Genomic DNA, 21,001 nt, shown 5'->3' on the forward strand with positions numbered 1-21,001 from the left:
GACGTCGCCCAGCTCCTCCTCGACTCGGTCAGGACACCGGTCGACCCGGCAGGCGAAGCCGAGACCGAGAACGAGCCCGAACCCGAGCCGGTGAACTAACCGGTCACTGAGTCGGGGAGCTTTCGGGCGGCGGCCTCGCAACGGTGCGGGGCCGCCGCCGAGTTCACGCATCGCGGTCCGCAGGGAGGCGCCGTGCGCCGGGCGGGGCGGGTCCGGACCTGCCGCTTCCAGCGCCGTCTGCCCGACGGGTCCGGCGTCGGCAACGCGACCCGGACCGCAGGGGTTGCGGTCGTTCGGGATGTACGCCCACCTCTTACCGAGGGGTGGGCGTACGCGGGAGCCGGGAGCCGGGAGCCGGGAGCCGGGAGCCGGGAGCCGCAGCCCGAGCCGGTGAGCGGCCGGCCGGGTGCCAGCCTCAGGGTGGAGGCGCCAGGAGGCTCTCGACGATACGACGCACCTTGCCCACCACATCCCCGTCCCCGGAGCGCAGGGCGGTGTTCGCGGCGCACAGCAGGGCGTCGATCTGGAACGTCGCCAGATCGACGTCCAGTTCCGCGATCTCACCGGTCCGTACCGCGACCCGCAACTCGTCGGCGATGGCCCCGGTCCACTCCCGCTGGTCGCGCAGCAGCGCGTCGCGCACCGGCCCCGGCCTGCTGTCGAATTCGGCGAGGTTCGCGACCCGGAAGCACCCGCCGGCGAACAGCGGAGTCTCGGCGTACACGATCCAGTGGTCGAGCAGCGCCCGCAGGCGCGCGACACCGTGCGGCGCGGACAGGGCAGGACGGACGACCGCGTCGACGAACATCTCGCGGGCGTGGTCGACGGCCGCCAGCTGCAGGGCTTCCTTGGTCCTGAAGAGGGTCTGGATTCCCGCCTTGCTGAGCCCGGTGTCGGCGGCCAGGCGGCCGAAACTGAGGCTGGTCAGTCCGTCGAGCGAGGCGATGTCGACGGCCTGCCGAAGGACGACCTTCCGCGTCCTGGCGCCGCGCAGGAGGCGCTTGTCGGTCGTCTCGGGCTGCGCCTGCTCCCGGGGAGGGGGTGCGGACTCCCCGGAGTCGCCGCCGTGCGGCGCGGCCGGCTTCGTTGCACTGCCCATACGGCCGATCGTACCTCTGCCGTCGGATCCGCTTCCCGGGCGTGGGCGGGCCCGAACGCGTGGGCGGGGGAGAGCGCTCGGGGCGGAGTCACGCACGTGCCGCGCGTCCGAGTGTGTGCGCCAGCGCCTTGACCACCTCGGCAGCCATCACGGCCTGCCCCGAGGCCGAGAAGTGGATACGGTCCTCGCTCAACAGGCCTTCGCGGTCGTTGACCGGGTGGTCCCACATGTCGACGACGACGGCCCCGAATTCGGCGGCGAGCGCGCGGGTGATGTCGTTGAGCGTGGAGACGCGCCGGGACCAGTCGGGGAAGACCGGCACGACATAGGCCCTGCCGAGTGTGAACGTGGCCGGCCGGGCGCCGGTCGTGGCCGCCAGTTCGTACATGCGCCGCAGTGTCCGCTCGATCTCGTCGAAGTCGGGGCTGCGGCGCACGATGTCGTTCGCCCCGCACGGCACGTGCAACAGGTCCGGGGCGAACGCGGTGATGCGCTCCGCCTGCCCCTCCAGGGCCTGGGCCGTCGTCGCCCCGACTTCCGCGGTGTTGAGGTACGCCAGGTCGGGACGCACGCGCCGCAGGATGCCCGCGACCCGGTCCGGCCACCCGAGGTTCGCATAGCCGGGGCTGGGGTCTCCGACGCCTGCCGACAGGCTGTCCCCGATCACGCCGAAGCGGCTCCACGGGGCGTCGAAGAGCAGGGCCGCAGCGGTTGTCGACTCCATGCAGTAGGGATCGGACTCTTCGGTGAGGGGTAACGGGGTCGTCATCATGAAAAAAGCATACGGCCGGACGTATGTCTTTATCAAGGAAGTGTGCGACGGTGGGGCGCTCCCGGGAACACCCCGTCGTCGCACCACCTTGACGACCCCTCAGCCGGTGGACTCCACGCGCACGTCACCGCCCTCGGTGTGCGCCGTGACCTTGTGGGGGGAACCGGAGTCGGTCCTCACGTCCACCTTGCGATCGCCACCCTCGGTACGGGCGTCCACGTCGTACGCCCCCCGCGGCAGACGGACCGTGACATCACCGCCCTCCGTGCTCGCGTCCACCTTGTCCGGTACGGCGGCGAAGGACACCGAGACGTCACCGCCCCCGTTCCCGGCGGTCACGTCCTTGGCGGAGGACTGCGCGACCCGCACCTGGCCGCCCTCCGACTTCGCGTACGTGGCGCCCGACAGGCCCCGGACGGTGATGTCGCCGCCGCCGACCGTCAGATGGACCGCCGTCGCCGCGGGAACCTCCACGCGGTACTTCACCGAGCACTTGTCGGCGTCGCCGCCGCAGCCCGAGCTCTTCAGCAGCAACTCGCCCGCCCTGACCGAGTGCTCGGTCCGCGGCTTCCCGTCGCTGTACTCGTACTTCTCGACGACCTCGACGGAGTCGCCGGATCCGGCAACGACCTCGACGTCACCCGCGTAGTCGTCGACACGCAGCGACGTCACCTTCTGCTCGACGCCGTACGACTCCTTGCCCGTCTTGGCCGGGGAGAACGAACAGCCCGCCGCCGACAGGGCGACGCCGACGGCCGCGCACACCGCCGCCGCCCTCCTCGCCGCGCCCGCCCGCCCGTGGGACAGTGATGTGTTCATCGGGAAGTGGTCTTCTTCCTCTTGGTGATCAGCACTTACAAGATCATTAAAGTCTCAGCGGGAGCCCGCATCCGGGGGCCCTTCAGCCCGAAGCGGAAATCGGCCCGCGGTGGAACCCCCCGACCGCGCCGATCGTGTCGCTGTTGGGCTGAACGGGTGAGTTGACGTAAGAATTGACCGGTGCAGACAACCAGGACGAGCCAGGACGGGGTGAGCCGTTGAACAGCCACGACGTCACCGACGAACAGTGGGAAGGGCTTGCCCAGGTCGTACCTCTGCGGGGCCGCGGCGCCTGGCCGTCGTGGACCGGACACCGGTCCCTGCCGGACGCCGAGACCGAGACCCGGCGCCGCTTCGTCGTCATGCGCGTGAACGTCTTCGCGGACGCCCGCGACGTCGCCGAAACCCTCATGTCCGGCATCCCGGTCCTGCTCGACCTGAGCAGCGCCGAGACCGAAGTGGCCAAGCGGGTCCTGGACTTCAGCAGCGGCGTCGTCTTCGGACTGGGCAGCACGATGCACCGCGTCGACCGCAACGTCTTCCTGCTGTCACCGCCCGGAACCGAAGTGAACGGGCTCATGGAGAGCGCCACCATGCCGGGGTTCTGAGCGCGCCGAACCGTGGGCCGGGGCGCGGGGACCGTCACCACCGACGACCCCGGATCCGAGACCCGGTGCCCCCGCGACCGCAGGGCCGCCGACCCCGCGTCAAACAGCCGCAGCGCCCCCGGCCCGGCCGTCCCCCGATCGTGGGACGGCCGGTCCGACGGAACGGTTCGTCCGACCCGCAGGTCAGTAGCGTCCAGGCATGACCGTGCACACCCAGGGGGCGCCGCCCACGACATCGCCGGAGCAGCCGGAACAGCCGGCCCGTCCGGGCCGGAGACACGGGCGGAAGGAACCACAACAGCAGCAATCGCGGGCGCACTTGGGGCAGACGGCCCGTCCGGGCCGGCCGACAGGGCAGGATCCGCCCGGAAGGCGGAAGCAGCCCCAACAGCCCGAACAGCTGCAACGGCCGGGCCGGCCCGGTATCACGGAACTGCGCCTCTCCGCCTTCGGCGCACACCGCGGCACCGTCCTCCCGCTCGGTCCGCTGACCTTCCTCACCGGACCCAGCGGCAGCGGCAAAACCACCGCCCTGTCCGCGTACACGGCGCTCGCCCGGCTCGGCGGCGGCGCCGAACTCGCCGAAACCTTTCCCGAACCCTCCGCCTGCGTTCCCGGACGCGCACGCCCCGACGCCGACCGACGCCGCGGCTTCCGCATCGGCTGCACCGTCGACGGGCCCGTCGGCCCCGTCCACCTCGACATCGCCGTGCAGGCCGAACCCGAACTCCGCATCGTCGGCGAACGACTCACCGGCTGCGGGCACACCCTGTTCGAGAGCTCCCTGCGCGACCCGGGACGACGCACCGTGCAGGCGGCCTGGCACACCGCCGGCGCCGCGCCCGTCACCCGCGCCCCGTTCCCCGACGACCGGCTCGGCACCACACTGCTGTCACTGCGCGTCGCCGGCAAGACCGACGGACAACGGCTCGTGCTCCAGGCAGCCGAACAGGTCGTGGTCGCCCTGCGATCGGTGTTCCCCTGCGACCCACGCCCCGGCCGCATGCGCGCCCCCGTCGCCGTGGGCACCGGCCGGCTCCTCGGCGCCTGCGACAACCTCGCCGACGTCGTGCTGCGCACCCGGGCCGAACGCGCCCGCCGGCACCCCCTGCTGGTCGCCGCCGTACGGGCGGGCTGCGCCGGGCCGGTCACCGACGTACGGGCCGAAGAACTACCCGACGGCACCGTGCGCGCCGTCATCGACCGCGGCGACGGCACCACCACGCCCGTGGAACGCCTCGGCGACGGCGAACTGCGCTACCTGGCACTCGCACTGGTGCTCCTCACCGGCCCGGGCGTCCTGGAGGTCGACCCGGTCGCGGAGGTGCCGTCGGCCTACCAGGCCCTCACCGTCCTCGCCGACGGCTTCGACCACTGCATGGACACCCGCCAGCGGCGCGAACTCGCCGCACTGGCCATGCGCATGTGCGCCGGCGGACACATCCGGCTGATCGGGGCCGCGGCCGAAGCGCCCTGGGCCACGGAGCTCGACGACGTCACGGTGGTAGACCTGGGAACGTGACACAGACACCCCCGGAACCCGGCAATCCCGCGGAGCCCCGCCCCCTCGACGTGCCCTCCCTGCAGCGCAGACTCACCGAGTTCGCGGCCGCCCGGCACTGGCAGCGCTACCACACCCCCAAGAACCTCGTGGCCGCCCTCAGCGTGGAGGCGTCCGAACTCGTCGAGATCTTCCAGTGGTTGACCCCCGAGGAATCCGCGGACGTCATGTCCGACCCCGACACCGCCCACCGGGTGACCGACGAGGTCGCCGATGTGCTCGCCTACCTCCTCCAACTGTGCGAAACCCTCGGCATCGACCCGCTGTCGGCCCTCTCGCAGAAAATCGACCGCAACGAACAGCGGTTCCCGCTACCGGGAACCGACTGACGGGGCGAACAGCCCGTGCCGCACACATGAACTACGCGCGTCGCCCAGCCTCGAACCACGCCCTTCGTCACTCTCCGGAGTCACAAACTTGTCCACACTCGATTCCGTGTCCACAGATTTCGGGCTTCCTCTGGCTTTTCGTCTCATCCGCTTTCACTCTGGGTAGTGAACAGGGGACAGAGCACGGACGCGCAGTCAGCGCGTTCCAGAAGGACGGGGGCGGCGCATGGATGCGGTGCGTCTCATCAGGACGAGCAGACGGGCACTGGCCGAGAGCCAGGACACACCGGAGATCCTGACCGAGGTCTGGCAGGCACAGGCACTCGCCCAGGCCATCGGCAGCAGACTGGCCGTCTCCGGACCGCCCGAATTACGCGGCGAGGCCCTCGGCCTCAGCGAGGTCGGCGGCCGCGGCTGCGGCGCGCTCGGCACACCCCCGCTCACCATGGACGGCATACGCGCGGCCCGGCTCACGGAGCTCGGCGACGCACGCACCGCCCTCCTCGGACTCGGCGGACTCCTCGGCGAGGTCGGCATCGCCCTCGTCGGCGTCGCCTGCTCCGCCGACGAGGAAGGGGCGTACTGGCAGTGCATGGAGGCGATCGACGCGGCAGACGAATGCCGCGACCGGGTGCTCGAGATGCTGCGGCGACTCGCCGCACGCGACCGCACCATGCCCGAGCCCGACTCCACCGCGGGAGCGCCATGAACCACCGGCGCGCCGGCCCGGAAGAGGGCCCCGGGGTGACCGGCCTTCACCCGACCGGGGACCGGACGGCGGAACAGGCCGATCGAAGGGATGGACGCACGCGCAAGCGTGCAGGATGGAGGCATGGATCTTCGCATCTTCACCGAGCCCCAGCAGGGGGCGACCTACGACACCCTTCTGACCGTCGCACGAGCCACCGAGGACCTCGGGTTCGATGCCTTCTTCCGCTCCGACCACTATCTGAGCATGGGCTCCGTCGACGGACTGCCCGGCCCGACCGACGCCTGGATCACACTCGCAGGGCTCGCCCGGGAGACCCGACGGATCCGGCTCGGCACCCTGATGACGGCCGGCACCTTCCGCCTGCCGGGCGTACTCGCCATCCAGGTCGCGCAGGTCGACCAGATGTCCGGGGGCCGCGTCGAACTGGGCCTGGGCGCCGGCTGGTTCGAGGAGGAGCACAAGGCGTACGGCATCCCGTTCCCGAAGGAGAAGTTCGCACGGCTGGAGGAGCAACTGGCGATCGTCACCGGCCTGTGGAGCACCGAGCCGGGCAAGACGTTCAGCCATGACGGCACCTACTACCAGCTGACCGACTCACCCGCGCTGCCCAAGCCCGCGCAGCGCAAGGTGCCGGTGCTCATCGGCGGCCACGGCGCCACCCGCACACCGCGGCTCGCCGCCCAGTACGCCGACGAGTTCAACATCCCCTTCGCCTCGGTCGAGGACAGCGAACGGCAGTTCGGCCGCGTCCGTGCGGCCGCGGAACAGGCCGGCCGCAAGGGCGACGACCTGGTGTACTCGAATGCGCTCGTGGTCTGCGTCGGCAGGGACGAGGCCGAAGTGGCCCGCCGCGCCGCCGCGATCGGCCGCGATGCGGACGAGCTCAAGGCCAACGGCCTCGCCGGCTCACCGGCCGAAGTGGTCGACAAGATCGGCCGCTACGCCGAGATCGGCTCCAGCCGTATCTACCTCCAGGTCCTGGACCTGGACGACCTGGACCACCTGGAACTGATCTCGTCCCAGGTCCAGGCCCAGCTGTCGTAGAACGGCACAGCCCCGGCCGGCCTCGGGGCGGGGGGTGGTGCGGGGACGGCCGGGGTGGGGACTGGGGAGGGAGGGGAGGGGGAGGGGGAGGGCCCCCGCCCCGAGTGCCCCTCCACGGAGCCGCCACCCCTCACCCGCCCCGCCCCCACCCCCTCACAGCCGCGGGTCCACCGGTTCCGACTCCAGGGCCAGCACCGCGAACACCGGCTCGTGGATGCGCCACAGGGGTTCGCGGTCGGCGAGGCGGGACAGTGCCTCCAGACCGAGCGCGTATTCGCGGAGGGCGAGGGAGCGCTTGTGGCCCAGGTGGCGTTCCCGGAGCCGGGCGAGGTTGTCGGGGCGGGTGTATTCGGGACCGTAGATGATCCGCAGGTACTCGCGCCCCCGGCACTTGATGCCCGGCTGGACCAGCCGTCCCCCCGCGTCCCGCACGAGAGCGCCGAGCGGTTTGACGACCATGCCCTCGCCGCCCCGGCCGGTCATCTCCAGCCACCAGTCGATGCCCGCCTGCACGGAGGCCTCGTCGCCGGTGTCGACGACGAGCCTGCGCGTGGTCTGCAGCAGACCGCTCATGTCGTGCTCGACGAGCCGGTCGACCAGCGCCAGCTGTTCGTCGTGCGGCAGCCCGGCCAGCGATCGGTCGCGCACCGCGAGGACCTGGAAGGGGGCGAGGCGCACGCCGTCGAGGCCGTTCGTGGTCCAGCAGTAGCGGCGGTACGCGTCGGTGAACGCGGCGGCGTCGACGGTCCGTTCGCGCTGCCGGGCGAGCAGGCCGGTCACATCGGTGCCGCGCGCCGCCGCCGCTTCCAGGGCGGCCACCGCTCCGGGCAGCACGGCCCCGGACGCGGCGCCCACGGCCGCGTACTGCGAGCGCAGCAGACCGGAGGCCTTCAGGGACCACGGCATCAGCTCGGCATCGAGGAGCAGCCAGTCGGTGTCGAGCGACTCCCACAGCCCTGCGGCCGTGGCGGCGTCGCGCACCCGTCCGAGGACCTCTTCGGTGGTCTTCGGGTCGTCGAAGAAGGGCCGGCCGGTGCGGGTGTAGAGGGAGCCCGTGACGCCTGCGCCGCTGTCCGGCAGAGCGCCCGCGGGGCCTCCGGCACCGAAGTGCTCGCGCGCGGCCTCCGCGTCGCGGCAGACCAGGGCCACGGCGCGCGAACCCATGTGCTTCTCCTCGCACACGACCCGTTCGACGCCGTCCGCCCGGTACTGCGCGAAGGCCTCCGCCGGATGCTCCAGATAGCCGTCCACCGAGGAGGTCGCCGTCGGCGCCATGGTGGGCGGGAGGTACGGCATCAGCCGCGGGTCGACGGCGAACCGGCTCATGACCTCCAGTGCCGCCGCCGCGTTCTCCTCGCGCACGCCGATCCGCCCGGCGTGCCGGGTCTCCACGACCTTCCTGCCGTGGACGTCGGAGAGGGCCAGGGGGCGGCCCTCCTGCCCGCCCGGCGCGTCCGCCACGAGCGGCCGCACGGGCTCGTACCAGACCCGCTCGGCCGGTACGTCGACCAGCTCCCGTTCGGGCCAGCGAAGCGCGGTCATCCGGCCGCCGAAGACACATCCGGTGTCCAGACAGAGGGTGTTGTTGACCCACTGTGTGTCGGGTACGGGGGTGTGGCCGTAGATCACTGCGGCGCGGCCGCGGTAGTCCTCGGCCCACGGGTAGCGGACGGGCAGCCCGAACTCGTCCGTCTCGCCCGTCGTGTCGCCGTACAGCGCGTGCGAGCGCACCCGTCCCGAGGTGCGGCCGTGGTACTTCTCGGGCAGACCCGCGTGGCAGACGACCAGCCGGCCCTCGTCGAGGACGTAGTGGCTGACCAGCCCTTCGATGAACTCCGCCACCTCGGCGCGGAACTCCTCGGTCTCTCCGGCGAGCTGTTCGACGGTCTCGGCGAGGCCGTGGGTGAGCTGGACCTTCCGGCCCTTCAGCCAGCGGCCGAGCTTGTTCTCGTGGTTGCCGGGCACGCACAGCGCGTTGCCCGCCGCCACCATGCCCATGACGCGGCGCAGCACACCCGGGCTGTCGGGGCCGCGGTCGACGAGGTCGCCGACGAAGACGGCGGTACGGCCCTCGGGGTGCACCCCGTCGAGGTACCCCAGCTTCGTGAGCAGTGTCTCCAGTTCGGAGCGGCAGCCGTGGATGTCGCCGATGATGTCGAACGGCCCGGTGAGATGGGTGAGGTCGTTGAACCGCTTCTCGGTGACGATCCGCGCGCCCTCGATCTGCTCGACGCCGCGCAGGACATGCACCTTGCGGAAGCCCTCGCGCTCCAGGCCCCGCAGCGAGCGGCGCAGCTCGCGCTGGTGCCGGGCGATGACGTGGCGGGGCAGGCCGGCCCGGTCGGGCCGGCCGGCGTTGCGTTCGGCGCACACCGACTCGGGTACGTCGAGGACGATCGCGATCGGCAGGACGTCGTGTTCGCGGGCGAGCCGGACGAGCTGGGCCCGCGCCTCCTTCTGCACGCTGGTCGCGTCCACGACGGTGCGGCGTCCGGCGGCGAGCCGTTTGCCCGCGATGTAGTGGAGTACGTCGAAGGCGTCGCGGCTCGCCGACTGGTCGTTCTCGTCGTCGGCGACGAGGCCGCGGCAGTAGTCGCTGGAGATGACCTCGGTCGGCTTGAAGTGCTTGCGGGCGAAGGTCGACTTGCCGGACCCGGTGGCGCCGATGAGGACCACGAGGGAGAGGTCGGTGACGGGAAGTGTCCGAGCCGTGCCGGGGCCCGGCGTGGTGGCCGCGCCCGTCTCGGGGGAGAGGGCCGTCCCGGGGAGGCCCGTCCCGGCCTTCGGGGTGTCGGGTGCGCCGCTGTTCGTCGTACGGGTCATGCTGCCTTCTCCTCCTTCGTGGTCTCGGGCGTCGTGGTGGCTTCGGGTGCTCCCGCGCCTCGCGGGGCCTCGGCGTTCCGAGGGGCCCTCGTGTTCTCGGAGGCGCCGGTGTCGTCGGGGACTTCCGTGGTCGGGGAGTCCCCGCGAACGGTGTCGGTCCGGAAGACGGCCATCTGCGTGGGCGGTCCGACCTCCGGGTCGTCCGGACCCACCGGCCGGAACTCGACGTGGTAGCCGTGGCGTTCGGCGACCGCGCCCGCCCAGGCACGGAACTCGTCGCGCCGCCACTCGAAGCGGTGGTCGCCGTGGCGCACGTGCCCGGCGGGCAGGGACTCCCAGCGGACGTTGTACTCGACGTTCGGGGTGGTCACGAGCACGGTCGTGGGCCGGGCTGCACCGAACACGGCGTACTCCAGGGCCGGCAGCCGCGGCAGGTCGACGTGCTCGATCACCTCGCTGAGCACGGCCGCGTCGTAGCCCTCCAGGCGCTTGTCCGTGTACGTCAGCGAGCCCTGGAACAGCTTGACGCGGGCGGCCTGCCGCTCACCCATGCGGTCGAGATGGAGGCGCCGTGCGGCGATCGTGAGGGCCCGTACGGACACGTCGACGCCGACGACCTCGGAGAACCGTGCGTCCTTCAGCAGCGCCTGCACCAACTGCCCCTGTCCGCAGCCCAGGTCGAGGACGCGCGCGGCACCGCTGTCGCGCAGTGCCGCCAGGATGGCGTCACGGCGCTGCTCGGCGAGGGATACGGGCCTGCCCTCGGCCTCCGTGGCCGCGGCGACTGCTGCCCCGGTGTCCGCGGCCCCGGCGACCGGTGCTCCGGAACCTGCGGCCCCGGCGACGGATGCCGCGGCGCCGGCCGCGGTCTGCGGGCTCGCCCCGGCTCCCGCGACCGGTGCTCCGGAACCGGCGGGCACCGTCCCCGTGATGCCGTCGGTCCGTGTCCCCGGGCCGTCGTCGGTCCCTGTGGGCGCGCCGGTCCCGGCCTCCGGGTCCATGGTCTCGTCGACCGCGTTGTCGATCTCCTCGACCTCGCTGTCGTCGGTCTCGGCCAGCCTCAGCAGTTCCAGCCGCTCCGTCGCGGCTCGCGCCAGCCCCCAGCGCCGGGACAGATAGCGGCTGGTGATGACCTTCTGCTCCGGGTGCGCCGCGAGCCAGCCCTCGCCCGCGCGCAGCAGCTTGTCGACCTCGTCCTCGGACACCCAGTAGTGCTTGGCGTCGTCGAGCACGGGCAGCAGCACATAGAGGTGGTTCAGGGCCTGGGCGAGCGTCAGCTCGCCCGTCATCACCAGGCGCACGTACCGGGATTCGCCCCACTCCGGGAACCGGACGTCGAGCGCGACGGGCTCCGCCGTGACCGTCCAGCCGAGCGGCTCGAACAGCCGGCGCACCAGACCGGGGCCGCCGCGCGCGGGCAGCGCGGGCACCTCCACGTGCAACGGCAGTGCACGCGCGGGCAGTTCGGGGCGTGCCTCGCAACGCCCCTTGAGGGCGCTGGAGAACACCTTGCCCAGGGCGACGGCGAGCAGCGACGAGGCAGCGTAGGGACGGTCGTTCACATACTGCGCGAGGGACGCGTCGGGCGCGCCGCCGCGGCCCTTGCCCTTGCCGCGCCGTACGAGGGCCACCGGATCCACCTCCAGCAGCAGCGCGGCCGTGCAGCGCTCCACGGACGCCTCCGGGTAGAAGACGTGCGCGGTGCCGTGCGAGGTCGACCGCGTATGCGCGTTGTCGGGATGCTTGTGCAGCAGGAACCCGAGGTCGGACGCGGGGCGGTCGGGGGTACCGGTGGCTGTGATGGTGAGGAACACATGTCCGAGTATCGCGGTGCGGAGGCGACGCGGACCACGGGTTTTGTCATTCGGGGAGCCCGGTCCGGCCCTCCCGGGGGATGCGCTCCGGTCCGCTCCGCGGGTACCGGAGCCGGCATCCCGGGAACCGGCTGCCTCCCCTTCGGGGCACCGGTCCTGTGTGAACGCTGCGCGTCGGGCGTTCCGGAGGGGAAGGATGGGAACCATGGGATTCCATGTCGACTCCGAGGCCGGGCGGCTGCGCCGCGTCATTCTGCACCGCCCCGATCTGGAGCTGAAACGGCTCACGCCCAGCAACAAGGGGGAGCTCCTCTTCGACGACGTGCTGTGGGTGCGCCGGGCCCGGCAGGAGCACGACGGGTTCGCCGACGTACTGCGCGACCGGGGCGTCGTGGTGCACCTCTTCGGGGACCTGCTGACCGAGGCGCTGGAGATCCCGGCGGCCCGTTCGCTGGTGCTGGACCGGGTCTTCGACGTGAAGGAGTACGGGCCGCTGGCCACGGACCACCTGCGCGCCGCGTTCGAGACGATGACGGCCCTGGAGCTGGCCGAGGCCCTGGTGGGCGGGATGACCAAGCGGGAGTTCCTGGAGGCGCACCCGGAGCCGACGTCCGTGCGGTTCCACGTGATGGAGCTGGACGACTTCCTGCTCGGGCCGCTGCCCAACCATCTCTTCACCCGGGACACCTCCGCCTGGATCTACGACGGTGTGTCGATCAATGCGATGCGCTGGCCGGCCCGGCAGCGCGAGACCGTCCACTTCGAGGCGATCTACCGGTACCACCCGCTGTTCCAGGAGCCCGAGGCGGGACCGTTCCACATCTGGTCGGAGGGTCAGGCGGACTACCCGTCGACGATCGAGGGCGGCGATGTCCTGGTCATCGGCAACGGCGCCGTGCTGATCGGCATGAGTGAGCGGACCACCCCGCAGGCGGTGGAGATGCTGGCGCACAAGCTGTTCGCGGCGGGTTCCGCGAAGACGATCGTCGCGCTCGACATGCCGAAGCGGCGTGCGCTCATGCATCTCGACACGGTGATGACGATGGTGGACGGAGATACGTTCACTCAGTACGCGGGCCTCGGCATGCTGCGCTCGTACACCATCGAACCGGGGGTCGACGCGGCGGAGTTGAAGGTCACCGACCATCCGCCGGAGCACATGCACCGGGCGATCGCCGCGGCTCTCGGGCTCAGCGAGATCCGGGTGCTCACGGCCACGCAGGACGTGCACTCGGCCGAGCGGGAGCAGTGGGACGACGGCTGCAACGTGCTCGCCGTGGAGCCGGGCGTCGTCGTGGCGTACGAGCGGAACGCGACCACCAATACGCATCTGCGCAAGCAGGGCATCGAGGTGATCGAGATCCCGGGCAGCGAGCTGGGCCGGGGGAGGGGCGGCCCGCGCTGCATGAGCTGCCCGGTGGAGCGGGACGCCGTGCGGTGAACCCGCCGCGGTGCACCCGGGCGCTCCCTCGACCTGTCCGCTCACTGCGAGGCGACCGCTCCGGCCACGGGGCCGCGCCGAGTGCTGCGGGAGGAATCCGGGCGCGACCCGTCAGCGGCACCGGCGGGCGTTGAGCCGGGCGGCCTGGCGCGTCAGGTGGTCGCGCTCGGCGAGGTTGGGTGCCTTCCGGGCCGCCTCGGCGTACAGCCGTGCCGCCCTCGCCGGGTCGCCGTCGCGCTCGTGGAGGTACGCCGCCACCGCGGCGTGGCGGGGCACCGAGTCCTCCAGCGCCGCGAGCGCCGCCAGTCCGGCGCGCGGTCCGTCGGCCTCGCCGACGGCCACCGCTCGGTTGAGCCGGACGACCGGGCTGTCGGTCAGGCGCGCGAGCTCGTCGTACCACTCGACGATCTGCACCCAGTCGGTCTCCTCGGCGGTGGGCGCGTCGGCGTGGAGTGCCGCGATGGCGGCCTGGGCCTGGAATTCTCCCAGCCGGTCGCGGGCGAGGGCGGTCTGCAGGATCCCGACGCCCTCGGCGATCGATTCGGTGTCCCACCGGCCGCGGTCCTGCTCGGCGAGCGGCACCAGGCTGCCGTCGGGCGCGGTCCGGGTGGCGCGCCGGGCATGGTGGAGCAGCATGAGGGCGAGCAGCCCGGACACCTCGGGATGGTCGATGGCGGCGGCGAGCTGCCGGGTGAGCCGGATGGCCTCGGCGGCGAGGTCGACGTCGCCGGAGTAGCCCTCGTTGAAGACCAGGTAGAGGACGCGCAGCACGGTGGCGACGTCGCCGGGCCGGTCGAACCTCGCGTCGGCGACGGTGCGCTTGGCCCGGCTGATGCGCTGCGCCATGGTCGCCTCGGGCACCAGGTACGCCTGGGCGATCTGGCGGGTGGTCAGCCCGCCGACGGCGCGCAGCGTGAGCGCGACCGCGGACGACGGCGTCAGCGACGGGTGGGCGCACAGGAAGTAGAGCTGGAGCGTGTCGTCGACCGCGGACGCGGGTCCGGGCGCAGGCTCCTCGTCGAAGAGGTCCTCACGGCGGCGGCGAGCGGCGTCCGCCCGGGTCGCGTCGAGGAACCGGCGCCAGGCCACGGTGACCAGCCAGCCCTTCGGGTCCCGAATGGGGTCTCCCCTGCTCGAGCGCAGCCGAGAGCTTGGGGAAGGGTCGGCGGGCCAGACGCGGACGGCCTCGACCAGGGCGTCCTGGACGGCGTCCTCGGCCGCCGCGAAGTCGGCTCCGCGGCGGACGAGGATCCCGAGGACGCTCGGCGTGAGACTCCGGAGCAGAGCCTCGTTCATCGATGAGGACATTCCGTGATGGTGGGCTGCGCGGCCAGGAACGGGCGCACCTCGAGCCACTCGTGGATCGGCTTCCCGCCCGCCCCTGGGGCGGCCGACAGCTCCCCGGCCAGCTCGACGGCGCGCTCGTGGCTGTCGACGTCGATCACCATCCAGCCGGCGATGAGGTCCTTGGTCTCGGCGAACGGGCCGTCGGTGACCGGCGGGCGGCCCTCGCCGTCGTGGCGGACCCACGTCCCCTCGGGGGCGAGCGCCTGACCGTCGACGAACTCGCCGCTCTTCTCGAGCCGGGCCGCGAAGTCGTTCATGTACTGCACGTGCGCCGAGATCTCCTCCGGCGTCCACTGGTCCATCGGTACGTCGTTGACCGCGGCCGGAGCGCCACGGTAGTGCTTCAGCAGCAAGTACTTGGCCATCGGGTTTCTCCTCGGAGCTCCTGCGACCCATTGTGGTCGCGTTCACTGCCGGGACGGAGCCGGTCACGCGTTCTCGACATCGCCGCCCGGATTTTTTTTGGATTCTCGTGCATGAGCCCGGGTGAGCCGTCCCGCGGTCTCCGGATCCACTCCCACTGCATGACGCGAGGGCGGGACGGAACGAGGGGTGGACGGCGCATCCGGCGGCCGCACCGCACCGGCGCCGTCGCGCGGTGCGTCAGGGTGCGACGGGGATCCGGGCTGTGGTGGGGTGAGACGCGGGCGGTGGTGACACCTGCCACTCGACGAGGGCATCGTGCATAGAAATGTAGGTCATCGTATAGACTTCCAGTGTTCCGTGTCCGTACCCGTATCCCGTCCCCCAGGAGCGCCCCCATGGTGACTGTCCCGACGAAGCTCACCGGCCGCCACTTCCTCAAGGAGCTGGACTTCACCGCCGAGGAGTTCCGTGGCCTGGTCGACCTCGCCGCCGAGCTGAAGGCGGCGAAGCGGGCGGGGACCGAGGCGCAGCACCTGCGCGGCAGGAACATCGCGCTGATCTTCGAGAAGACCTCGACCCGGACCCGCTGCGCCTTCGAGGTCGCGGCCGCGGACCAGGGCGCGTCCACCACGTACCTCGACCCGTCGGGCTCGCAGATCGGGCACAAGGAGTCGATCAAGGACACCGCGCGGGTGCTCGGCCGGATGTTCGACGCCATCGAGTACCGGGGCGACAGTCAGGCGGGTGTCGAGGAGCTCGCCGCCCAGGCCGGTGTGCCCGTGTACAACGGCCTCACCGACGACTGGCACCCCACGCAGATGCTGGCCGACGTGCTGACGATGACCGAGCACAGTGCGAAGCCGCTCGACGGGATCGCCTTCGCCTACCTCGGCGACGCCCGCTTCAACATGGGCAACTCCTATCTCGTCACCGGCGCGCTGCTCGGCATGGACGTCCGTATCGTCGCGCCCAAGAGCTACTGGCCCGCGGACGAGGTCGTCGCGCGCGCCCGCGAGCTGGCCGAGACCAGCGGCGCCGTGATCACGCTCACCGAGGACGTCGCCGAGGGTGTCCGGGGAGCGGACTTCGTCGCCACCGACGTCTGGGTGTCCATGGGCGAGCCCCAGGAGGTGTGGGACGAGCGGATCGCCGCCCTCGCCCCGTACGCCGTGACCATGGACGTGCTGCGCGCCACCGGCAACCCCGACGTGAAGTTCCTGCACTGTCTGCCGGCCTACCACGACCTCGGCACCCGGGTGGCCCGCGCGATACACGAGCGCCACGGCCTGGAGTCGCTGGAGGTCACCGACGAGGTGTTCGAGTCCGCGCACTCCGTCGTCTTCGACGAGGCGGAGAACCGGCTCCACACGATCAAGGCCGTCCTCGTCGCCACCCTCGCCCGACCGTGAACGGAGCCTGACCCCGACCGTGAACCGGGCTTGACCCGGACCGTGGACCGGCCGTCGGCGTCAGGCCGACCGCCGCCGCTGCCGCGGCACCGACGGGAGGCTGAACCAGACCGCCTTGCCGGATGCGGTGGGGCGGTGGCCGCAGGCGGCGCTCAGGGCGCGGATCAGCAGCAGCCCGCGCCCGCCCTCCTGCATCAGGTCCGGCTCCGGCGGATGCGGCCGGACCAGATTCTCGGGCGGCGCGGGGTCCGGGTCGTGCACCTCGACCTGGCAGCCGGCGTGGTTCAGCTGGACCACCAGTTCGATGCCGCCGCCGGTGGTGTGCTCCACCGCGTTGGCGACCAGCTCGGCGGTCAGCAGCTCCGCGGTGTCGCGGTCCGCCGTGTGCTCGCCGTCCGCCAGCGCGTTGCGCACCAGGGCACGGGCGACCGGCACGGCCGCCACATCGTGCGGCAGTGCAATACGCCAGGAAGCGGGTGCGGGGGCGTCGTACACGGCATGTCCGTTTCGGGGGCAGGCTGTCCTGCTTTCGACCGTAGGCATCGTAATCGGCCAACGCTGCGATTCCGCCGCCGGGAGGCACGTGTGACATTTGCATCTTTCCCACCAGGCCGAACGGCCCTCCCGCCGCCCGTGCCTATCGCGTCCTCGTGACGGAAGTCACGCAAGAGTGATAACTTCGAAGGCGACCACAGCCGCCCCCGCCCTAGGAGGCCGCACGGCATGAGTCCCTTCACCGGCTCCGTGTCCCCCACCGACGACTGGCGGAATCTGCGGTACGCCGTCGCCGACGGCGTCGCCACGGTCACCCTGGCCCGCCCCGACCGGCTCAACGCGCTCACCTTCGGCGCCTACGCCGACCTGCGCGACCTGCTCGCCGAACTGTCCCGTGAGAAGTCCGTCCGGGCCCTGGTCCTCGCGGGCGAGGGCCGCGGCTTCTGCTCCGGCGGCGACGTGGAGGAGATCATCGGCGCCACACTGTCGATGGACACCTCCGAGCTGCTCGACTTCAACCGCATGACCGGCCAGGTGGTACGCGCCGTGCGCGAGGCGCCGTTCCCGGTGATCGCCGCCCTGCACGGCGTCGCCGCGGGAGCCGGAGCGGTCCTCGCCCTCGCCGCCGACTTCCGCGTCGCCGACCCCTCCGCGCGCTTCGCCTTCCTCTTCACCCGGGTCGGCCTCTCCGGAGGCGACATGGGCGCCGCCTATCTGCTGCCCCGGGTCGTCGGGCTCGGACACGCCACCCGGCTGCTGATGCTCGGCGAACCGGTCCGCGCGCCCGAGGCCGAGCGCATCGGCCTGATCAGCGAGCTGGTCGAGGAGGGGCACGCCGACGAGGCCGCCCAGGCGCTCGCCCGGCGCCTCGCCGACGGGCCCGCCCTCGCGCACGCCCAGACCAAGGCGCTGCTCACCGCCGAACTCGACATGCCGCTCGCCGCGGCGGTCGAGCTGGACGCCGCCACGCAGGCCCTGCTGATGAACGGTGAGGACTACGCCGAGTTCCACGCGGCCTTCACCGAGAAGCGCTCGCCCAAGTGGCGGGGGCGGTAGCCGTGGCGGCGGCCCAGGGGCCCGGCCCCGCCCACACCGCGGGCTCCGCTCGGGCAGCGGGGGACGCCGTGACACGCGTCGCCGTCATCGGAGGCGGTCCGGGCGGCCTGTACACCGCGGCGCTCCTCAAGCGACTCGACCCGGCCCGCGAGATCACCGTCTGGGAGCGCAACGCGCCCGACGACACCTTCGGCTTCGGCGTCGTCCTCTCCGACGAGACGCTCGGCGGCATCGAACACGCCGACCCGGTCGTGTACGCGGCCCTGCAGGACGCGTTCGTCCGCTGGGACGACATCGACATCGTCCACCGCGGCGTGCGCCACACCTCGGGCGGGCACGGCTTCGCCGCTCTCGAACGCCGCACCCTGCTGCGGATCCTGCACGAGCGCTGCCGCTCGCTCGGCGTCGACCTCCGCTTCCGCGCCGAGGCCCCGCCCGCCGCGCGGCTCGCGCGGACCCACGACCTGGTCGTCGCAGCCGACGGAGTGCACAGCCCCACCCGCGGGGCGCACGCCGACGTCTTCGGGCCGCATGTCGAAGAGCACCGCTGCCGCTACATCTGGCTCGCCGCCGACTTCGCCTTCGACGCCTTCCGCTTCGAGATCGCCGAGACCGAGCACGGCGTGATGCAGCTGCACGGCTACCCCTATGCCGCCGACGCGTCCACCGTCATCGTCGAGATGCGGGACGAGGTGTGGCGCGCGGCCGGGTTCTGCGACCTGGACGAGACCCAGTCCGTGGAGCGGTGCGGGAAGCTGTTCGCCGAAGCGCTCGGCGGCCGGCCGCTGAAGTCCAACAACTCCTCGTGGATCTCCTTCCGCACCGTGGTCAACGACCACTGGTCCCACGGCAACGTCGTGCTGCTCGGCGACGCCGCGCACACCGCCCACTTCTCGATCGGCTCCGGCACCAAGCTCGCCGTCGAGGACGCCCTCGCGCTCGCCGCCTGCCTGGAGGAACAGCCCGGTCTGGACACGGCGCTGGCCGCCTACGAGGCCGAACGCCGCCCCGTCGTCGCCTCGACGCAGCGGGCCGCCCGCGCCAGCCTCGAGTGGTTCGAGCACCTCGCCATGTACGTGGACCAGCCGCCGCGGCAGTTCGCCTTCAACCTGCTCACCCGCAGCCGCCGGGTCACCCACGACAATCTCCGCCTGCGCGACTCCCACTTCACCGAGGCCGTGGAGCGCGACTTCGGCTGCCCGCCCGGCACGCCCCCGATGTTCACCCCCTTCACGCTGGGCGACCTCACCCTGCGCAACCGCGTCGTCGTCTCGCCCATGGACATGTACTCGGCGGTGGACGGCGTCCCCGGCGACTTCCACCTCGTGCACCTGGGGGCGCGGGCGCTCGGCGGGGCCGGCCTCGTCATGACCGAGATGGTGTGCGTGAGCGCAGAGGGCCGCATCACACCGGGCTGTGCCGGGCTCTACACCTCCGAGCAGGCCACCGCGTGGCGACGCGTCACCGACTTCGTCCACACCCGGGCACCCGGAACCGCGATCGGCGTCCAGCTCGGCCACTCGGGCCGCAAGGGCTCCACGAAGCTCATGTGGGACGGCATCGACGAACCGCTCGACGACGGCAACTGGCCGGTCGTGGCCGCATCCCCCCTTCCGTACGCGGCACGCAGCCAGACGCCCCGCGCCCTCGACCGCGCCGCACTCGACGGGATCCGCGACGAGTTCGTCGCCGCCGCCCGGCGCGCCGCGGACTGCGGCTTCGACCTGCTCGAACTGCACTGCGCGCACGGCTATCTGCTGTCCGGGTTCCTCTCCCCGCTGACCAACCGGCGCACCGACGGCTACGGCGGCTCACTCGCGGGCCGGCTGCGCTTCCCGCTGGAGGTCTTCGACGCGGTACGGGCCGTGTGGCCCGCAGGGCGGCCGATGACCGTACGGATCTCGGCCACCGACTGGGCCGAGGGCGGCACCACCGGGGACGACGCCGTCGGGATCGCCCGCGCCTTCGCCGCGCACGGAGCCGACGCGATCGACGTGTCGACCGGGCAGGTCGTCTCCGACGAGCGCCCCGCGTACGGGCGGTCCTACCAGACGCCGTACGCCGACCGGATCCGGCACGAGGCGGGAGTGCCCGTGATCGCGGTCGGCGCGATCTCGTCGTGGGACGACGTGAACTCGCTGGTCCTCGCCGGACGGGCGGACCTGTGCGCGGTGGGGCGGCCCCACCTCTACGACCCGCACTGGGCGTTGCACGCGGCGGCGGAGCAGGGGTACACCGGGCCGGGCGTCACCTGGCCCGCCCCCTACCGCGCCGGCAGCCGCCGCCCCCAGACGGGACGCACGGACGCCCCGAAGCCGCGGCTCACCCTGGACCGCTGAACCCCGGCCACGGCGGGAGAAAGGCAGCCGTCGGCGATCGAGGGGCGAGGCAGCCGAGGCCGCATCGGGTGCTGGGGGCGGAGCTCCCCGGTTACGCCCCGTCACCCCGGACGAACGCCGCACCCGCCCGCCGCAGCCGCCCGTGCAGCTCCCAGAAGACCTCGGCCGACTGCACCCCCGGCCAGCCGGCCGGCAGAAGCTCGGCCGGGAGGCCGGGGTCGACGTAGGGGAGGTGCCGCCAGGAGTCCAGGGCGAGGAGATAGTCCCGGTACGCCTCGCGCGCAGGCGTGTCCCGCCGCAGCCGCCAGTTCCGCAGCACCGGCTCGTGCCGGTCCAGGAACGCCTCGTGCTCCTTGGCGATCGCGGTCAGGTCCCACCAGCGGGCGACCGCCTCGACGGTGGGGGCGAAGCCCAGGTGCTCGCCCCGGAAGAGATCGACGTAGGGGGCGAGCTGGAGGCGCTCCAGGGTGTGCCGGGTCTCCTCGAACAGGCGCCCGGGCGCGATCCACACGCCGGGGGCCGCCGTGCCGAAGCCGAGCCCGGCGAGCCGGGACCGCAGGACATGCCGCTTGGCCCGCTCCGACTCCGGAACCGAGAACACGGCGAGCACCCAGCCGTCCGCCACCGAGGGCGCCTCGCGTGCGTACACCCGCCGGTCGCCGTCGTCGAGCAGCTGCCGGGCCTCCGCCGAGAGCTCGTACCCGGCGGCCCCCGACGCCGCCCGGGCGGGCACGAGCAGCCCGCGGCGCTTGAGCCGGGACACCGAGGACCGCACGGACGGCGCGTCGACGCCGACCGCGCCCAGCAGGCGGATCAGTTCCGCCACGGGCACGGGACCTGCGAAGCCGCGCCCGTACGCGCCGTACAGGGTGACGATCAGGGACCGTGGGGTGTGGTACTGCGGGTGCTGCTCGGACACGTGATCACTCTAAATCGCGGGACGGGCCCGCACCCGGGGGAGGGGCCG

At 72.4% G+C, this 21,001-nt stretch carries 18 protein-coding genes; 9 read left to right on the top strand and 9 right to left on the bottom strand.

Annotated features, from left to right (window positions below; translation table 11 throughout):
* Positions 1-415: 415 nt before the first annotated feature.
* The 3 genes from ACWCP6_RS35535 to ACWCP6_RS35545 all read right to left on the bottom strand — a co-directional run bounded on the left by ACWCP6_RS35535 (position 416) and on the right by ACWCP6_RS35545 (position 2,690).
* A complete protein-coding gene (locus ACWCP6_RS35535; protein ID WP_450936778.1) occupies positions 416-1,099 on the bottom strand; it encodes a TetR/AcrR family transcriptional regulator in 684 nt (227 codons plus the stop codon).
* Between the two features lie 88 nt (positions 1,100-1,187).
* Positions 1,188-1,871 (bottom strand): SGNH/GDSL hydrolase family protein, encoded by a 684-nt coding sequence (locus tag ACWCP6_RS35540; protein ID WP_450936779.1) that lies wholly within the window; start codon positions 1,869-1,871, stop codon positions 1,188-1,190.
* A gap of 99 nt (positions 1,872-1,970) precedes the next feature.
* Positions 1,971-2,690: a DUF4097 family beta strand repeat-containing protein gene (locus tag ACWCP6_RS35545; RefSeq protein WP_450936780.1), complete on the bottom strand. Its 720-nt coding sequence runs from the start codon at positions 2,688-2,690 to the stop codon at positions 1,971-1,973.
* 218 nt (positions 2,691-2,908) lie between these two features.
* Between ACWCP6_RS35545 and ACWCP6_RS35550 the strand changes: the two genes are divergently transcribed.
* The 5 genes from ACWCP6_RS35550 to ACWCP6_RS35570 all read left to right on the top strand — a co-directional run bounded on the left by ACWCP6_RS35550 (position 2,909) and on the right by ACWCP6_RS35570 (position 6,944).
* Complete coding sequence (locus ACWCP6_RS35550) at positions 2,909-3,298, top strand: cell division protein SepF (protein ID WP_450936781.1); 390 nt, start codon at positions 2,909-2,911, stop codon at positions 3,296-3,298.
* Positions 3,299-3,497: 199 nt separating this feature from the next.
* A complete protein-coding gene (locus tag ACWCP6_RS35555; RefSeq protein ID WP_450936782.1) occupies positions 3,498-4,820 on the top strand; it encodes an ATP-binding protein in 1,323 nt (440 codons plus the stop codon).
* Positions 4,817-5,188 (top strand): nucleotide pyrophosphohydrolase, encoded by a 372-nt coding sequence (locus ACWCP6_RS35560; protein ID WP_450936783.1) that lies wholly within the window; start codon positions 4,817-4,819, stop codon positions 5,186-5,188. The genes ACWCP6_RS35555 and ACWCP6_RS35560 overlap by 4 nt, the downstream gene beginning before the upstream one ends.
* A 226-nt stretch (positions 5,189-5,414) precedes the next feature.
* Positions 5,415-5,897 carry a DUF6099 family protein gene (locus ACWCP6_RS35565; RefSeq protein WP_450936784.1) on the top strand — a complete coding sequence of 161 codons (483 nt, stop codon included), beginning with the start codon at positions 5,415-5,417 and terminating at the stop codon, positions 5,895-5,897.
* A 123-nt stretch (positions 5,898-6,020) separates the two neighbouring features.
* Complete coding sequence (locus tag ACWCP6_RS35570; RefSeq protein WP_450936785.1) at positions 6,021-6,944, top strand: LLM class F420-dependent oxidoreductase; 924 nt, start codon at positions 6,021-6,023, stop codon at positions 6,942-6,944.
* Between the two features lie 153 nt (positions 6,945-7,097).
* Here ACWCP6_RS35570 and ACWCP6_RS35575 read toward each other — a convergent pair whose 3' ends face one another.
* Positions 7,098-9,767, bottom strand: a complete 2,670-nt coding sequence (locus ACWCP6_RS35575) for a polynucleotide kinase-phosphatase (protein ID WP_450936786.1) — start codon at positions 9,765-9,767, stop codon at positions 7,098-7,100.
* Positions 9,764-11,581 carry a 3' terminal RNA ribose 2'-O-methyltransferase Hen1 gene (locus ACWCP6_RS35580; protein ID WP_450936787.1) on the bottom strand — a complete coding sequence of 606 codons (1,818 nt, stop codon included), beginning with the start codon at positions 11,579-11,581 and terminating at the stop codon, positions 9,764-9,766. The genes ACWCP6_RS35575 and ACWCP6_RS35580 overlap by 4 nt, the downstream gene beginning before the upstream one ends.
* Positions 11,582-11,786: 205 nt before the next feature.
* Between ACWCP6_RS35580 and ACWCP6_RS35585 the strand changes: the two genes are divergently transcribed.
* Positions 11,787-13,022: an arginine deiminase gene (locus ACWCP6_RS35585; protein WP_450936788.1), complete on the top strand. Its 1,236-nt coding sequence runs from the start codon at positions 11,787-11,789 to the stop codon at positions 13,020-13,022.
* Between the two features lie 111 nt (positions 13,023-13,133).
* Here the strand turns inward: ACWCP6_RS35585 and ACWCP6_RS35590 are convergent, their stop codons facing one another.
* Together ACWCP6_RS35590 and ACWCP6_RS35595 are read right to left on the bottom strand one after the other, a co-directional pair.
* Positions 13,134-14,318 carry an RNA polymerase sigma factor gene (locus ACWCP6_RS35590; RefSeq protein ID WP_450936799.1) on the bottom strand — a complete coding sequence of 395 codons (1,185 nt, stop codon included), beginning with the start codon at positions 14,316-14,318 and terminating at the stop codon, positions 13,134-13,136.
* The gene (locus ACWCP6_RS35595; protein ID WP_450936789.1) at positions 14,315-14,734 is read right to left on the bottom strand and encodes a YciI family protein; all 420 of its coding nucleotides are present in this window, start codon (positions 14,732-14,734) and stop codon (positions 14,315-14,317) included. The genes ACWCP6_RS35590 and ACWCP6_RS35595 overlap by 4 nt, the downstream gene beginning before the upstream one ends.
* Positions 14,735-15,130: 396 nt before the next feature.
* Here ACWCP6_RS35595 and argF point away from each other — a divergent pair, with 396 nt between their 5' ends.
* Complete coding sequence (argF, locus tag ACWCP6_RS35600; protein WP_450936790.1) at positions 15,131-16,144, top strand: ornithine carbamoyltransferase; 1,014 nt, start codon at positions 15,131-15,133, stop codon at positions 16,142-16,144.
* Between the two features lie 60 nt (positions 16,145-16,204).
* On the opposite strand, the gene ACWCP6_RS35605 is transcribed toward argF, so the two are convergent.
* On the bottom strand, positions 16,205-16,687 hold the full coding sequence (locus tag ACWCP6_RS35605) for an ATP-binding protein (protein WP_450936791.1): 483 nt from the start codon (positions 16,685-16,687) through the stop codon (positions 16,205-16,207).
* Positions 16,688-16,867: 180 nt separating this feature from the next.
* Here ACWCP6_RS35605 and ACWCP6_RS35610 point away from each other — a divergent pair, with 180 nt between their 5' ends.
* Together ACWCP6_RS35610 and ACWCP6_RS35615 are read left to right on the top strand one after the other, a co-directional pair.
* Positions 16,868-17,695 (top strand): enoyl-CoA hydratase family protein, encoded by an 828-nt coding sequence (locus tag ACWCP6_RS35610; protein WP_450936792.1) that lies wholly within the window; start codon positions 16,868-16,870, stop codon positions 17,693-17,695.
* A complete protein-coding gene (locus ACWCP6_RS35615) occupies positions 17,680-20,034 on the top strand; it encodes a bifunctional salicylyl-CoA 5-hydroxylase/oxidoreductase (RefSeq protein WP_450936793.1) in 2,355 nt (784 codons plus the stop codon). Before ACWCP6_RS35610 ends, ACWCP6_RS35615 begins: the two co-directional genes overlap by 16 nt.
* A gap of 91 nt (positions 20,035-20,125) precedes the next feature.
* On the opposite strand, the gene ACWCP6_RS35620 is transcribed toward ACWCP6_RS35615, so the two are convergent.
* Complete coding sequence (locus ACWCP6_RS35620) at positions 20,126-20,953, bottom strand: PaaX family transcriptional regulator (RefSeq protein ID WP_450936794.1); 828 nt, start codon at positions 20,951-20,953, stop codon at positions 20,126-20,128.
* Positions 20,954-21,001 lie beyond the last annotated feature (48 nt).

The organism is Streptomyces sp. NPDC002004 (assembly GCF_053593975.1).